The sequence below is a fragment of the Metabacillus mangrovi genome, assembly GCF_009711125.1.
Classification (GTDB): domain Bacteria; phylum Bacillota; class Bacilli; order Bacillales; family Bacillaceae; genus Metabacillus_B; species Metabacillus_B mangrovi.
Window position 1 is genome coordinate 512,335 of record NZ_WMIB01000001.1, and the last position, 13,345, is coordinate 525,679.

Sequence of the window (13,345 nt, forward strand, 5' to 3'; positions counted from 1 at the left end):
CCAGCGTCCTGCCTTGCAGGGCGCTTTACCAAAATAAGGGGGAAATCCAATTATGAAGATGTATGACGTATCCGCACCGATTTTTGAAGGAATGCCCGTTTACAAAAACAAAGAGGAAAAACAGCCGGTTCTCAATACGTCAACCAATGGCTACGTAACTGAAACAAGGATTGCAATGGACCTCCACACAGGCACACATGTTGACTCCCCTCTCCATATGATCGTGGAGGGAGATACGATGGAAGCGATCGCACTTGACGATCTGGTCGGTGAAGCAAAAGTTTTTGACCTGACAAATGTAGAAGATCGGATCCGGAAGGAAGATATCGAAGGTTTTGATATTCAAAAAGGCGACTTCGTTCTTTTTAAGACAAAGAACTCCCTTGAAGATGCATTCAATTTTGAATTCATTTTTGTAGCGGAATGTGCAGCAAAGCACCTCAGTGAGATTGGAATAAGAGGGGTCGGAATCGACGCTCTTGGAGTAGAAAGAAGCCAGGAAGGTCATCCCACTCATAAAACACTTTTCAAGCACGAAGTCATTATCATTGAAGGGCTGCGCTTGAAAGAAGTGTCAGAAGGCAGCTACTTCATGGTCGCAGCACCTCTTAAGATTCTTGGCAAGGATGCAGCTCCCGCAAGAATTCTTTTGTTTGAAGGTCTGAAGGCTGAATAAACCCTACCCTCTGCGACATCTTTGGAAAAACTTCACTAAACAATAAAAATCGGCCCCGGTTACTGAACCGGAGCCGATTTTTTTATAACAAGTGTCAGCCCTTTCCGGCTTGAAAACTTGGGTAGTTCGTCATACCGCCGTCAATATACAGCGTTGTGCCGGTTACATAGCTTGCTTCCTTAGATGCGAGCCAGACAGCTGCAGCTGCCACTTCTTCAGGTTCACCGATTTTTTTCATCGGAATCATTTTCAGTACTTCTTCTTTCGCTTCGGGATCACTGAATTTTTCTTTGTTGATTGGCGTATTGATTGCACCAGGCGCCAGACAGTTTACGCGGATTCCGTGAGGAGCGTATTCCAATGCAAGGGTTTCACTCAGCATCTTGATGCCGCCCTTAGACGCAGCATAATGGGCAAAATGGGGCCACGGGATAATCTGGTGCACGGAAGACATATTGATAATACTGCCCTTTATATCATGCTCCAGCATGTATTTAATGGCCTCTCTGCTGCCTGTGAAAATACCGGTCAAATTAGTGGAAATCACTTTATTCCACTCCTCGACGGAAAGCTCCTCAGTCGGCACCTCGTTTTGGATGCCGGCATTGTTGACCATCACGTCCAGTGTGCCGAATTCATCGATCGCTGTCTGCACGAGCCTTTTAACATCCTCTTCTTTTGAAACATCACCCTGAACCTTGATCGCTTCTCCGCCGGCCTCTTTAATTTCTTTAATCAGTTCGTCGGATTTGCCTTCGTTTTTATAATAATTCACGACAACCTTCGCCTTTTCTTCTCCAAATCGCTTTGCTATGGCACGGCCGAGACCTGAGCTTGCACCGGTGACGACCACGACTTTCCCTTCAAGGTCTTTAAACATTTCTCATGCACTCCTTTTATCGTTTTGTATATCCAAGCAGGACCCCGCCTGCAATGATTAAAAGACATCCGATGATGACGAAGATAATCTGTTTTTTAGCCGTCTTTTCTTTTAGAAGGAACAATCCTCCCAAAGTTGAAATCACGATTCCTGTCTGAGAAAGCGAAAAGCTGGTTGCCACTCCAATAAGCGGAAGTGACAGCAGCAAACCAAGGTTCCCTGCAGACCACCAGATTCCTGTCAGAGTATTGCGCAGGGCATATTTATTAAACGGCTTGCTTTTCAGGGTCAAAATGAGAGCACCCGCTGCCATCCCGATCCCCTGCGGAAGAATCGCCGACCAGCCATCTATTTCGAAATAACGGATAACGACCACATACCCGATGTATCCAAGCGATGAAACTAACAGGATAAACAGCCCTTTTTTCAGATGTTTTTTATCCTCTTCATCTTTCGCTTTCTGGCCGACCGACGTCAAGATGACTCCAATAATAATGGAAGCAACAGCAATCGAGCCGATCGTAACAGCTGTTCCCGTATCCCACTCTTTAAACAGCAAAACCCCAAACAGAGTCGTGCCCATCAGCTGCAGTCCGGTCGAGATGGGTACCGTTTTCGCGACCCCTATGTATTTAACGCTCGTTAACTGCCCGAACTGTCCGATGGTCCACATTACACCGGAAATGATGCCGATCCCCCATGCCAGAGCTGAAATGGACGGGAGTGTAATGAAATACGTAACTGCTGCAAACAGCAAGGCTCCCATGGTAATGCCAAGGGTCTGGCTTTTCGCGTCTCCGCCGAGCTTCACACTGATTAATACTAAACTTCCCCACGTAACAGCAGGGATTAATGCTAATAAAATTCCTGTCATGATGATCGTCTCCTACTTTAACTGTATCTTTTGATGGATGATGTTTTCTTATACTTCCTCAAATCCCGCTCCTTCAAACATACAGAAAAGTGTAAATATTTCTTTAGAACTCTAAAGCACTTTGAGCATTAAATGAGCCGATGCGGGGAAGTTTTGCGCTATTCTCTTTTACGTGCCAAGGCAGACCGGTTTTGTGCCGATCGAAGGAGTTTTCGTGCCGGCACGCTCCAGTTACGTGCCGAAAATCCATCTTTACGTGCTATTCTGTTTTTACGTGCCAACACAGACCGGTTTCGTGCCGATCCAAGGAGTTTTCGTGCCGCCCTCTCCAGTTACGTGCCGAAACCCCATCTCTTCGTGCCATACTGTTTTTACGTGCCGACACAGACCGGTTTCGTGCCGATCCAAGGAGTTTTCGTGCCGGCCCTCTCCAGTTACGTGCCGAAACCCCATCTCTTCGTGCCATACTGTTTTTACGTGCCAAAACAGATCGGTTTCGTGCCGGCCGAAGGAGTTCTCGTGCCACGCCACTCCCGTTTCGTTCCAAAATCCTCAATATAAAAAACCTGGAATGCCGGGGGGCATTCCAGGTTTATTCTAATTCTTTATAGATTTACTTGCTCATCCATTCTGTATGGAAGATTCCTTCTTTATCAAGACGCTGGTACGTGTGAGCACCGAAGTAATCGCGCTGCGCCTGGATCAGGTTTGCAGGCAGAACTTCAGAGCGGTAGCTATCAAAGTAAGCGAGTGCACTTGAGAAGCCAGGGACTGCAACGCCGCGCTCGATGGCTACAGATAGAATTTTACGAAGTGAAACCTGATATTTCTGAACGATTTCTTTAAAGTAAGGATCGAGCAGAAGGTTTGAAAGGTTTGCATCTCCATCAAAGGCTTCCTTGATTTTTTGAAGGAATGCCGCGCGGATGATGCAGCCTCCTCTGAAAATCATGGCGATTTCGCCATACTTCAGATCCCAGCCGTATTCTTCAGAAGCGGCTTTCATTTGAGCAAAACCTTGTGCATATGAACAGATTTTACTCATATAAAGAGCCTGGCGGACTGCCTCAATCAATTCTTGCTTGTCTCCGGTATAAGCACCGGCATCCGGACCGGACAGAACCTTGCTCGCTTTCACACGCTCGTCCTTCATTGCAGAAATGAAGCGGGAGAAAACGGATTCTGTGATGATTGGAAGCGGTACGCCGAGGTCAAGTGCATTGCTGCTTGTCCATTTGCCTGTACCCTTTTGACCGGCTGTATCCAAAATAACGTCTACTAGCGGTTTGCCGGTGTCGTCATCTTTTTTCGTGAAGATGTCAGCGGTAATCTCGATCAGGTAACTGTCAAGCTCGCCTTTGTTCCAGTCCGCGAACACTTCATGGAATTCTTCTGCAGAGAGTCCGAGGACATTTTTCAAGAGGAAATATGCTTCAGAAATAAGCTGCATGTCCCCGTATTCAATCCCGTTATGAACCATCTTCACGTAATGCCCGGCGCCATCCGGCCCGATGTACGTTGTACATGGCTCTCCGTCAACTTTTGCAGAAATAGCTTCCAGAATCGGTTTAACAAGCTCGTGAGCTTCCTTTTGTCCGCCCGGCATGATGGACGGTCCTTTTAACGCACCCTCTTCTCCGCCGGACACACCTGTGCCGATGAAGTGGATGCCGCTTTCTGCAAGCTCAGAGTTGCGGCGCTGTGTATCCTTGAAAAACGTATTCCCGCCGTCGATCAGGATGTCCCCTTTATCGAGGTAAGGAAGAAGCGTTTCAATTGTTGCGTCTGTAGCTGGACCTGCTTTGACCATTAAAAGAATTTTTCTCGGTGTTTCAAGAGAAGTTACGAATTCTTCAATGCTGTATGTACCTTTTACATTTTTGCCTTCTGATTCAGAAAGAAAATCCTCTGTTTTATCGGAAGAACGGTTATAGACGGACACGGAGTATCCGCGGCTTTCGATATTCATTGCAAGGTTTTTGCCCATTACGGCAAGACCGATAACACCAATTTGCTGTTTTGACATGTCAAAACGTCCTTTCCTGTACGTTTGATTACATTCTTGAAAATATCACATTTGGAGAGCTTGTTTCAAGCGAAGCGGCCTGGCTCACGAGCTATTTGTCCCGGTCCTGCAGAAAATCCTTATTAAAGCTCGTCCCGCTTGAATGATCTTCTTCAGTTTTCCCTTTCAGCCCCCGTCTTACCGTGTGCTTGCCGAATTTCCCGTTCAGCTTGTCCATAACGTTCCAGATCGGCTCTTCTTTTGCATCCTCTTCATAGGAAAACAGATTCAGCTGCTTAACCGCTTCTTCTTTCTCCATTAAATCCAGGCCGGTAATGCCCAGCAGCCTGATAGGATCTCCAGTCCAATGTTTGTAAAAAATTCTTTTTGCCTGCTCTTCTATATCGCCTGCACTGGATACAGGGTTATCGAGCTTGGAAGTCCTCGTATACGTCTGCCGGTTTCCATAGCGGATCATGACCGAAAGCTTGGAAGCGAGCACATTCTTACGGTGCATTCGTCTGCTGACGGACTCCGACAGCTTCTTTATCAGTTTATCCAGCTCTCGCGGATTTGATGAATCCTGCGGAAGAGTCGAAGAGTTCCCGATGCTTTTAAACTCATGAATAGACTCCGGATCAACCGGCCGGTCATCGATGCCTGCTGCCCGCTTCTTTAGCCGTTCCCCATTGATCCCCAACAGCTCTTTCAATTTTCCTTCTTCTGTCAAAATGAGATCATGGATGGTTTGAATGCCGATCGAATGAAGTTTATCTGCGGTCTTCTCTCCGACACCGTGCATTTCTCCAATCGGCAGCGGCCAAAGCGTTCTGTCCAGCTCTCTTTTTCTAAGCACTGTAATCCCCATCGGCTTTTTCATATTAGACGCCATCTTAGCAAGAAATTTATTAGGAGCAATTCCGATGCTTGAGGGCAGCATCAGTTCTTCCATGAGCCTGGACTGGAGAGAGTGTGCCAGTTCAATCGGATTGGCCCCGTTCGTATAATCCGTAATATCCATATATCCTTCATCGATGCTGACAGGCTCCACAAGCGGCGTATAATCCCTCAGCACATCAAACATGGCTCTGGAAGATTCCCGGTATCGGTCGAAATTCGGTGTCCGGACGATCAGATCCGGGCACAGTCTCCTTGCCTGCCAGATTTGCATGGTCGTTTTAACCCCATACTTTCTTGCTTCATAAGAGCAGGTCACAATAATCCCTTTGCGTTCAGCCGCGTTCCCTGCAATCGCGACCGGCTTTCCCTTGAGGCTTGGGTCATACGCCATTTCCACAGAAGCATAAAAGCTGTTCATATCGATATGAAAGATGATCCTGCCTTTCTTCCCTTCTACTTGCATTCCGTTCACTTCCCAGAAGATTCGTTCCTTTTATTATAACATGCGAACGCGCATTCCATTACTTACAGGCTCATGTTCAGGCATGAGGTCCTCCGGTATGGAAAAAAGCACCCGGTTACACGGATGCTTCTTCCTTTTCGTTTTCGATTAACTTTTTCATTTCTTCCTGAATATCTGCTAAGTCATCCAGTGAACCCAGTAACGCCGTTGGGTTCACCATAGTAATGAGCCGGCTGTCCATCATGGCAATGGAAGAAAACCACTTGTCGGCAGCACCCGTTCCTGCCGGAAGCGGTTTTATCTGGTCCTTTTCAATGTCGGCGATTTCCTTTGCATCTTTAACAAGCAGGCCTGCTGCTATCTCCTCTGTCTGGACGGCAATCACTTTTGCCTGCTCCAGATTCAGCTTTTCCTCTCTTCCAAAAAGCTTTGTAACATCCAGGATGGGGATCAGCTCGCCGCGGATGAGCATCACACCCGCTGCGTAATCCGGAGTGTTGGGAATCTGCTTCATCCCTGCAATTTTCTCTATGGATCGCACGTCCTCTATCGGAATCCCGAAGTCTTCTTCCTGTATTTGAAAAATTATGGCTTTCATTGTGCATGCTGCCCCTTCCAATTATCATCATTTTTATCATACTATGGAATAAAAGCTCCGCAAAGTGTTCTTTTGCATACATAAACTAAGGAGGAAATCCATGAAACGACCTGACCCAATCGAAACGTCCATTTCTTTTATTGCCGAACACTACCCTGACTGTGAAGCCGCCTTCCTTGCGGGAAGTGCAGGACGCGGAGCAGCAAAGCCATCCTCTGATTTAGATATCGTCATCATTCATAAGAAAATCAAGAACTCTTTTAGAAAATCTTTTTATTATCAAGGTTGGCCTGTGGAATTGTTCGCCCACGGTCCCCTCTCTTATCAAAAGATTTTCCTTTCAGACAGAAGACGCGCGATACCGAGTATGCAAAGGATGATTTTTGAAGGACGTATCATTAAAGATGAGGGCCTTGCAGGGTCTGTAAAAAAAGCAGCAGAAGAAGATCTGTTAAAAGGTCCTGATGAGTGGGCTGACAAAGAGAAGCAGCTGAAACGGTATTTTATCTCCGACGCATTAGCAGATTTGACAGATTCAGATTCAAAAGAAGAATCACTGTTTATCGTACATACCCTCACCGATCTTCTCTACGAGTTTTACATGAGAACAAACGGCCAGTGGCTTGGTGCAGGCAAGTGGAAATACCGGACTCTTAAAAACTGCGACCCGCACTTCGCTGCTAAACTTTACGAATCTCTGACCTCGTTTAACAAAGACGGGAACGCTGAACAGCTGATCCAGCTCGCCGATCAGATCCTGAAGCCGTTTGGCGGGAGGTATTTTGAAGGGTTTCAGATTGGGAGTGAGGGGATTCAAGGGGAGAAAATCAGATGAATTTCACACCGAGAATGAGGAAAGTCATTACTTTAGCAGCCGAAATGTCACCGATCGTTTATCCTCATCATTTACTGGCAGGCATATTTGATGAGGCAAACAGCGTTTGCGGAGAGATTCATCTATGCCTGCATGTGAAATTTGGAGATCAATTCAAACAGGACCTCTTTGATCATGTACCTGCCTTACAAAACGAATCTGTTATGATAATCGATGGAATAAATTGCTCTAAATCGACCGAATCTGTTTTTAAAGAAGCAGAAAAGCAAATGCAAAAATACAATCAGCAGCTGATTAATGAAGGTCATCTGCTCAGTTGTCTCTTTCAAGAAGAGGCGATAGCTGCTTTTCTTGGCACTGAAACGGTCCGTGAACTGATGAATATCGCCTGTGTTCCAAGGGATTTAATCGTACATTTAGATCGACTGAAGGATTTTCAATACGCACGCACAGACATTAGAAGAGCGATTTATAAGGATGTACCTGCTATAAAGGCGTTCATTTTAAGGGAGTTTGGGGAGCGATGGCTTCGTATTCTTAGCGATTTGGATAAAGAAAATACGAATCTTCCCATTTATATAGCTGAGCATAACGGGACACTAACCGGGTTTGCATGCTACGATATTGTCCGGGGTAGAAAAGGGCTTTTTGGTCCAATGGGTACAGCAGCGGACTCCCGGTTCAAGTCAATCGGAAAGGACATGCTCTATACATGTTTACTTGAAATGAAGCATTTCGGCTATGAATTTGCAGTAATCGGGCAAGCAGGACCGATCGAATTTTATGAAAGGGCCTGCGGAGCCAGGCTTATTCCACAATTTTGAACAAAGCGATAGGCGTGTCGCGCATATATCGGTCAACCCAGCCCACTTATCGGTCGAAACTTCAATATATCGGTCAATCCCGCCCACTTATCGGTCAAAAAATGGATATATCGGTCAAACTTTCTATATATCGATCTTTCGACAAATTTTGCTCGCCTGCCCAATCCCCGCAGGCCCCCCTTCATCCGCAGTAACGAAAAAGACAGTGCACCTCAGGCACTGTCTTCTCAACCATTATTTCGCTGCTTCCTGAATAACAGCTACGACCATTTCGGCTGTTTTCACAAGCTCTTCCACAGGCATTCTCTCATTGGTTGTATGGATTTCTTCGTAGCCAACGGCGAGGTTTACGGTTGGTACTCCGTTGCCCGCGATGACATTGGCGTCACTTCCGCCTCCACTAGTCAGCAGGCGGCTTTCGCGGCCGATGGCAGCAGCTGCCCGCTTTGCCACTTCCACTACGTGATCACCGTCGGAGAATTTAAAGCCAGGGTACATGACTTGAATGTCGACCTCTGCTTTTCCTCCAAGTTCTGCTGCTGCTTCTTCGAATGCAGCCTTCATTTTAGCCGTCTGTGCTTCCATTTTTTCAGGAACGAGAGACCGCGCCTCAGCCAAAATCTCTACGTGGTCGCACACGATGTTCGTCTGTGTGCCTCCTTCAAAACGTCCGATGTTGGCAGTTGTTTCTTTATCCAGGCGGCCGAGCGGCATTTTGGAAATGGCTTTCGCTGCGATTGTGATGGCAGATACACCTTTCTCAGGAGCCACGCCGGCATGCGCTGTTTTGCCTTTGATGATCGCTTTTACTTTCGCCTGAGTCGGAGCGGCAACGATGATATCGCCTACTTTGCCATCGCTGTCCAGGGCATAGCCGTATTTCGCTGTCATGCTTTCCGGGTTGAGCGCTTTCGCTCCGACAAGTCCTGATTCCTCTCCAGCCGTGATGATGAATTCGATTTTTCCGTGTGGGATTTCTTTTTCTTTCAGGATGCGGATGGCTTCGAACATGGCAGCGAGCCCTGCTTTATCATCGGCTCCAAGAATCGTTGTTCCATCCGTAACGATGTAGCCATCCTCAATGGACGGTTTGATCCCTTTTCCGGGAACGACTGTATCCATATGGGAAGTAAAATAGATTGGATCCACGCCATCTTTCGTTGCTTCAAGGGTGCAGATCAGGTTTCCTGCTCCATGACCAGTCGTGCCTGCTGAATCATCTTCCGTCACGCTGACGCCAAGGGACGTGAATTTCCCCTTCAGGACCTTTGCGATTTCTGCTTCGAATTTCGTTTCTGAATCCACTTGAACCAATTCCAAAAATTCTTCTACTAATCTGTCTTGATTAACCATGATGGTCCCTCCAATTTCAATTAAAGCGGGATGTTCCCGTGCTTTTTATATGGGCGCTTTACTTTCTTGCCTGACAGCATATCGAGGGCCTGGATGAGCTTAATCCTTGTTTCCCGCGGGTCGATGACATCATCGACCATGCCCTGGCTTGCTGCTACATAAGGATTGGCAAACTTTTCTCTGTATTCCTCGATTTTTTTTGCTCTCTCGGCTTCCGGATCGCTGCTGTTCTGTATATCTCTTGCAAAAATAATGTTGGCAGCACCTTGAGGACCCATAACCGCAATTTCAGCATTCGGCCAGGCGTACACAAGATCTGCACCGATTGATTTGCTGTTCAGGGCTACGTATGCCCCCCCGTAGGCCTTCCTCAAAATCACTGTGATCTTCGGGACGACCGCTTCCGAATAGGCGTAGAGAATCTTCGCCCCGTGACGGATAATGCCTCCGTGCTCCTGTTTCACTCCCGGAAAGAATCCTGTTACGTCCTCAAACGTGATGATCGGGATGTTGAAGGAATCGCAAAAACGGATGAATCGGGCTGCTTTGTCTGAAGAATCAATATCCAGTCCGCCTGCCATATACTTCGGCTGGTTGCATACGAGGCCGACAGTCTGTCCCTTCATTCTGGCAAAGCCGACTACCATATTTTTAGCAAAGCCCTGATGGACCTCCATAAAAGAGTCCTTGTCCATGATGTTCTCGATCACCGTTCTTACATCGTAAGGCCGTATCGCGTCAAACGGGATCAAGTCGGTCAGATCCGGTCTGTAGTCACTCTCTTCCGGAGCCTCTTTGCCGGGGGGCTTTTCTTCATTATTCTGCGGCAGATAGCTGAGCAGCAGCCGCACCTGCTCAAGTACTTCCTGTTCGGTGCTTCCTGAAAAGTGTGCGTTCCCGCTGACTGTATTATGTACGTGCGCGCCTCCGAGATCCTCGGAGCTGATTTTTTCGCCGGTAACCGTTTCAATCACTTTTGGTCCCGTAATAAACATCTGGCTTGTCTTTTCGACCATGAAAACAAAATCGGTAATCGCCGGGGAGTATACCGCTCCGCCTGCACAAGGTCCAAGGACCACCGATATTTGCGGGATAACGCCTGAATAGATGCTGTTCCGGTAAAAGATATGGCCATAGCCATCTAATGATACCACACCCTCCTGGATCCTCGCACCACCGGAGTCATTCAGCCCGATGAACGGGGTTCCGTTTTCAGCTGCAAGATCCATGACAGCGGCAATTTTTTTTGCATGCATTTCCCCAAGCGCTCCGCCAAAAACTGTAAAATCCTGTGAAAATAAATAGATCGGACGTCCGTGTATTTTCGCATAGCCTGTAACGACCCCATCTCCAGGTCCCTTTTTTCCCTGCAAGCCAAAGTCATTGCAGCGGTGCTCGATAAAAGCGTTCAGCTCAACAAACGAGCCTTCATCCACAAGCAGATCGATCCTCTCTCTCGCTGTCAGCTTGCCTTTCTCATGCTGTTTGTCTATTTTTTCATCTCCTCCGCCGAGTTCGATCTCCCGGCGCCGGTCATAAAGTTCATTGATTTTATCGTAAATATCCATGTTCATCGCTTATCATTCCCCTTTTTTTCACAAAGCTCAGTCAATGTTCCTCCAGTTGATTTCGGATGAAGAAAAGCAATGGAAGCACCGCCGGCCCCGATCCTCGGCACCTCGTCAATCATCGTGATATCCTTTGATTTCAAATCGGCGATCCGTTCTTCCAGATTTTGAACACGATAGGCAATATGATGGATGCCCTCGCCTCTTTTCTCCAAAAACCGGGCAACCGGGCTTTCAGGAGACGATGGCTCCAGCAGCTCAATTTTCTGATTCCCCGCGTCCAGAAAAGCAACCTTGACGAGCTGTGACGGTACATTTTCTTCTCTAATGAGTTCCATTCCCAGCACATCCCTGTAAAAAGGCAGCGACTGGCTGATGGAACGGACCGCGATCCCAATGTGGTCAACTTTGTTAATCATGCTTCATCTCCCCTATGCTGTAAACGGATACACTAACATACATTCTCCAAAATCCGCCCCGTTTCCTTCTTATTCGAGCAAACTCTTCATCCATTTAGGCTTGTACGGGATGATCGTTCAGGTTAAAATAAAGCCATTGAAGCTTCGGGAGTGAATGAAATGTCCAACAAAAAAGTTCAGAAAATTGTCGTCTATGTTATGCTTGGCGTCATGCTGCTGACTACGCTGCTTGCCGGAATTACATTTATAGGTTTTTAACATTCAAATAATGAATATGCAGGCAGATGCTGCCTAAAAGAAAAACCCGGATTGCTCTATTGAGTGATCCGGGTTTCTTACTAGTTATTATAGAGGAACCCATTGGATTTAGCAGGTGTTTGCAGAACAGCGCCTTTTTCTCTGGCAAGTGTCTCAAATGACTGGCTGCTGACGGTGATCCATACTTTTGTGCCAACAGGCACCTTTGAATAAAGCTCAATGACTTCCTCATTATGCATCCTCACACACCCCTGTGTAACGAAACCGCCTATTGAAGATTCTCTGTTTGTCCCGTGTATTCCGTACGTTCTGCCATCTGTTCCTTGTGCATCAAATCCAATCCAGCGCGGACCGAGTGGATTTTCAGGATCTCCCCCCGGTATGTTTTTTTTCCTGTAATACGGATCGACCGCCTTTACAACGATCGAGAACTCCCCTTCCGGTGTCAGGGCAGCAGTGCTTCCGCTGGCCACACGGTAAATGCTCTGAATCGCACCGTCATCAATAAATGCCATTTCATTTGTCTGCTTGTTGATGATCAAATAAGGTTCTCCAGGAACAGCATGTTGCCCGAGCGGCCAGACTGGTGAAATAAACAGCGGGAAAATCAGCAGCCATTTAAGCAAAGGTAAGCACCCCTTTTTACTTTTAGTATGAAGTAAAAAGAGGTGCTTCATCCTTATTTAAGACCTTTAAAATAGCTTTTCAAAACAAGGTACTGCTCAAGCTCCCTCACCAGGTGCAGCAGGGAAGCTCTCGTTTCAAATTCCTCTCTCGTCTGGGGAAGCGGCATATCCTGAAAGGACTCCTTCATCTCATGGAGTCTTCTCAAAAACGTATGGGCGGTGTTTCCCGGGTGAATATGCTCTCTCAGATCCCTGATAAAGTCTGCGATCATTTTGCCTTGATCCAATGTAACAGACAAATTTGAGATCAGCGGAAGCAGGCGCTCAATCAGTTCGAATTGCTTTTCCCTCATTCTGAAATAGTGGTAATACAGGTTTTCATTTCGGAGAAAATGATTTTCTACATCCCGTAAAGCAAGGGTTTTCGCTTCATGCAGCAGGCTTGCGGTCTCAGTGATTTCTTTCCCGTCCCATTCATTGTCTCCCTGAAGCAAATAGTGCTCCATTTGCCTGAAGATCGCAGCGAATTGCTCCTCTATTTTTTTCCGGAACGTTTCGAGCCGCCTGTCAGCACTTGGCATATAAAGATTCATAATAAGCGCAACACCGATCCCGGTCGCGAGTAATGCGAATTCATTTAAAATGAGCGGAATGGTAATATTTCCTGATGCATACAGGTGAAGAATAATAACAGAGCTTGTTACGATTCCTTCGTTCGCCCGTGCCACCACAGCGGACGGAATAAATAAAAGAAGCATAAGTCCGATGACGAGCGGAGTGTAGCCAAGCAACTCAAAGAATACGGTTGAGAAAAGGATGGCAATGGAGCAGGCCAGAAATCGCGACCATGAGCTCTGAAGTGACTTTTTCTTTGTTACCTGAATGCAGAGGATGGCAATAATGCCGGCAGAGGGGAAGTTCTCAAGCCCGAAAAGCTGGGCAAGACTAATAGCGGCCGCTGTACCCAGCGCCGTTTTGATTGTTCTGTATCCGATCCGGAATGGTCTCATGCAAAAACTCCTAATGACTTTGTACCTTTATTTTACCCTAACTCTGCTGAAATCCA

14 protein-coding genes are annotated in these 13,345 nt (G+C 46.9%); 4 read left to right on the plus strand and 10 right to left on the minus strand.

Going from position 1 to position 13,345, the window contains the following annotated elements; all coding sequences use genetic code 11:
• The first annotated feature begins 52 nt into the window (after positions 1-52).
• Positions 53-676, plus strand: coding sequence for a cyclase family protein (locus GKZ89_RS02740; RefSeq protein WP_155110819.1), 624 nt, complete (start codon positions 53-55; stop codon positions 674-676).
• Positions 677-770: 94 nt separating this feature from the next.
• Here the strand turns inward: GKZ89_RS02740 and GKZ89_RS02745 are convergent, their stop codons facing one another.
• From GKZ89_RS02745 to GKZ89_RS02765, 5 genes are all read right to left on the minus strand, one after another.
• On the minus strand, positions 771-1,556 hold the full coding sequence (locus GKZ89_RS02745) for a glucose-1-dehydrogenase (RefSeq protein ID WP_155110820.1): 786 nt from the start codon (positions 1,554-1,556) through the stop codon (positions 771-773).
• Positions 1,557-1,572: 16 nt separating this feature from the next.
• Positions 1,573-2,430 (minus strand): GRP family sugar transporter, encoded by an 858-nt coding sequence (locus tag GKZ89_RS02750; RefSeq protein WP_155110821.1) that lies wholly within the window; start codon positions 2,428-2,430, stop codon positions 1,573-1,575.
• Between the two features lie 613 nt (positions 2,431-3,043).
• Positions 3,044-4,456 (minus strand): NADP-dependent phosphogluconate dehydrogenase, encoded by a 1,413-nt coding sequence (gene gndA, locus GKZ89_RS02755; protein WP_155110822.1) that lies wholly within the window; start codon positions 4,454-4,456, stop codon positions 3,044-3,046.
• A 91-nt stretch (positions 4,457-4,547) separates the two neighbouring features.
• Positions 4,548-5,798 (minus strand): DNA polymerase IV, encoded by a 1,251-nt coding sequence (locus tag GKZ89_RS02760; RefSeq protein WP_155110823.1) that lies wholly within the window; start codon positions 5,796-5,798, stop codon positions 4,548-4,550.
• A gap of 115 nt (positions 5,799-5,913) precedes the next feature.
• Positions 5,914-6,396 (minus strand): chemotaxis protein CheW, encoded by a 483-nt coding sequence (locus GKZ89_RS02765; protein ID WP_155110824.1) that lies wholly within the window; start codon positions 6,394-6,396, stop codon positions 5,914-5,916.
• Between the two features lie 100 nt (positions 6,397-6,496).
• Here GKZ89_RS02765 and GKZ89_RS02770 point away from each other — a divergent pair, with 100 nt between their 5' ends.
• Positions 6,497-7,231: a nucleotidyltransferase domain-containing protein gene (locus GKZ89_RS02770; protein WP_155110825.1), complete on the plus strand. Its 735-nt coding sequence runs from the start codon at positions 6,497-6,499 to the stop codon at positions 7,229-7,231.
• Complete coding sequence (locus tag GKZ89_RS02775) at positions 7,228-8,055, plus strand: GNAT family N-acetyltransferase (RefSeq protein WP_155110826.1); 828 nt, start codon at positions 7,228-7,230, stop codon at positions 8,053-8,055. The genes GKZ89_RS02770 and GKZ89_RS02775 overlap by 4 nt, the downstream gene beginning before the upstream one ends.
• Positions 8,056-8,289: 234 nt before the next feature.
• On the opposite strand, the gene GKZ89_RS02780 is transcribed toward GKZ89_RS02775, so the two are convergent.
• Genes GKZ89_RS02780 through mce form a run of 3 tightly spaced genes read right to left on the minus strand, consistent with a single transcriptional unit; the run spans position 8,290 to position 11,395 of the window.
• Positions 8,290-9,408 (minus strand): M20/M25/M40 family metallo-hydrolase, encoded by a 1,119-nt coding sequence (locus tag GKZ89_RS02780; protein ID WP_155110827.1) that lies wholly within the window; start codon positions 9,406-9,408, stop codon positions 8,290-8,292.
• A gap of 20 nt (positions 9,409-9,428) precedes the next feature.
• Positions 9,429-10,976: an acyl-CoA carboxylase subunit beta gene (locus GKZ89_RS02785; RefSeq protein ID WP_155111100.1), complete on the minus strand. Its 1,548-nt coding sequence runs from the start codon at positions 10,974-10,976 to the stop codon at positions 9,429-9,431.
• A gap of 2 nt (positions 10,977-10,978) precedes the next feature.
• The gene (mce, locus tag GKZ89_RS02790; RefSeq protein ID WP_155110828.1) at positions 10,979-11,395 is read right to left on the minus strand and encodes a methylmalonyl-CoA epimerase; all 417 of its coding nucleotides are present in this window, start codon (positions 11,393-11,395) and stop codon (positions 10,979-10,981) included.
• Between the two features lie 159 nt (positions 11,396-11,554).
• Between mce and prli42 the strand changes: the two genes are divergently transcribed.
• The gene (gene prli42, locus GKZ89_RS02795) at positions 11,555-11,653 is read left to right on the plus strand and encodes a stressosome-associated protein Prli42 (protein WP_155110829.1); all 99 of its coding nucleotides are present in this window, start codon (positions 11,555-11,557) and stop codon (positions 11,651-11,653) included.
• A gap of 80 nt (positions 11,654-11,733) precedes the next feature.
• Here the strand turns inward: prli42 and GKZ89_RS02800 are convergent, their stop codons facing one another.
• On the minus strand, positions 11,734-12,279 hold the full coding sequence (locus GKZ89_RS02800) for a L,D-transpeptidase (RefSeq protein WP_430696573.1): 546 nt from the start codon (positions 12,277-12,279) through the stop codon (positions 11,734-11,736).
• Between the two features lie 53 nt (positions 12,280-12,332).
• Positions 12,333-13,289, minus strand: a complete 957-nt coding sequence (locus GKZ89_RS02805) for an aromatic acid exporter family protein (RefSeq protein ID WP_155110831.1) — start codon at positions 13,287-13,289, stop codon at positions 12,333-12,335.
• Positions 13,290-13,345 lie beyond the last annotated feature (56 nt).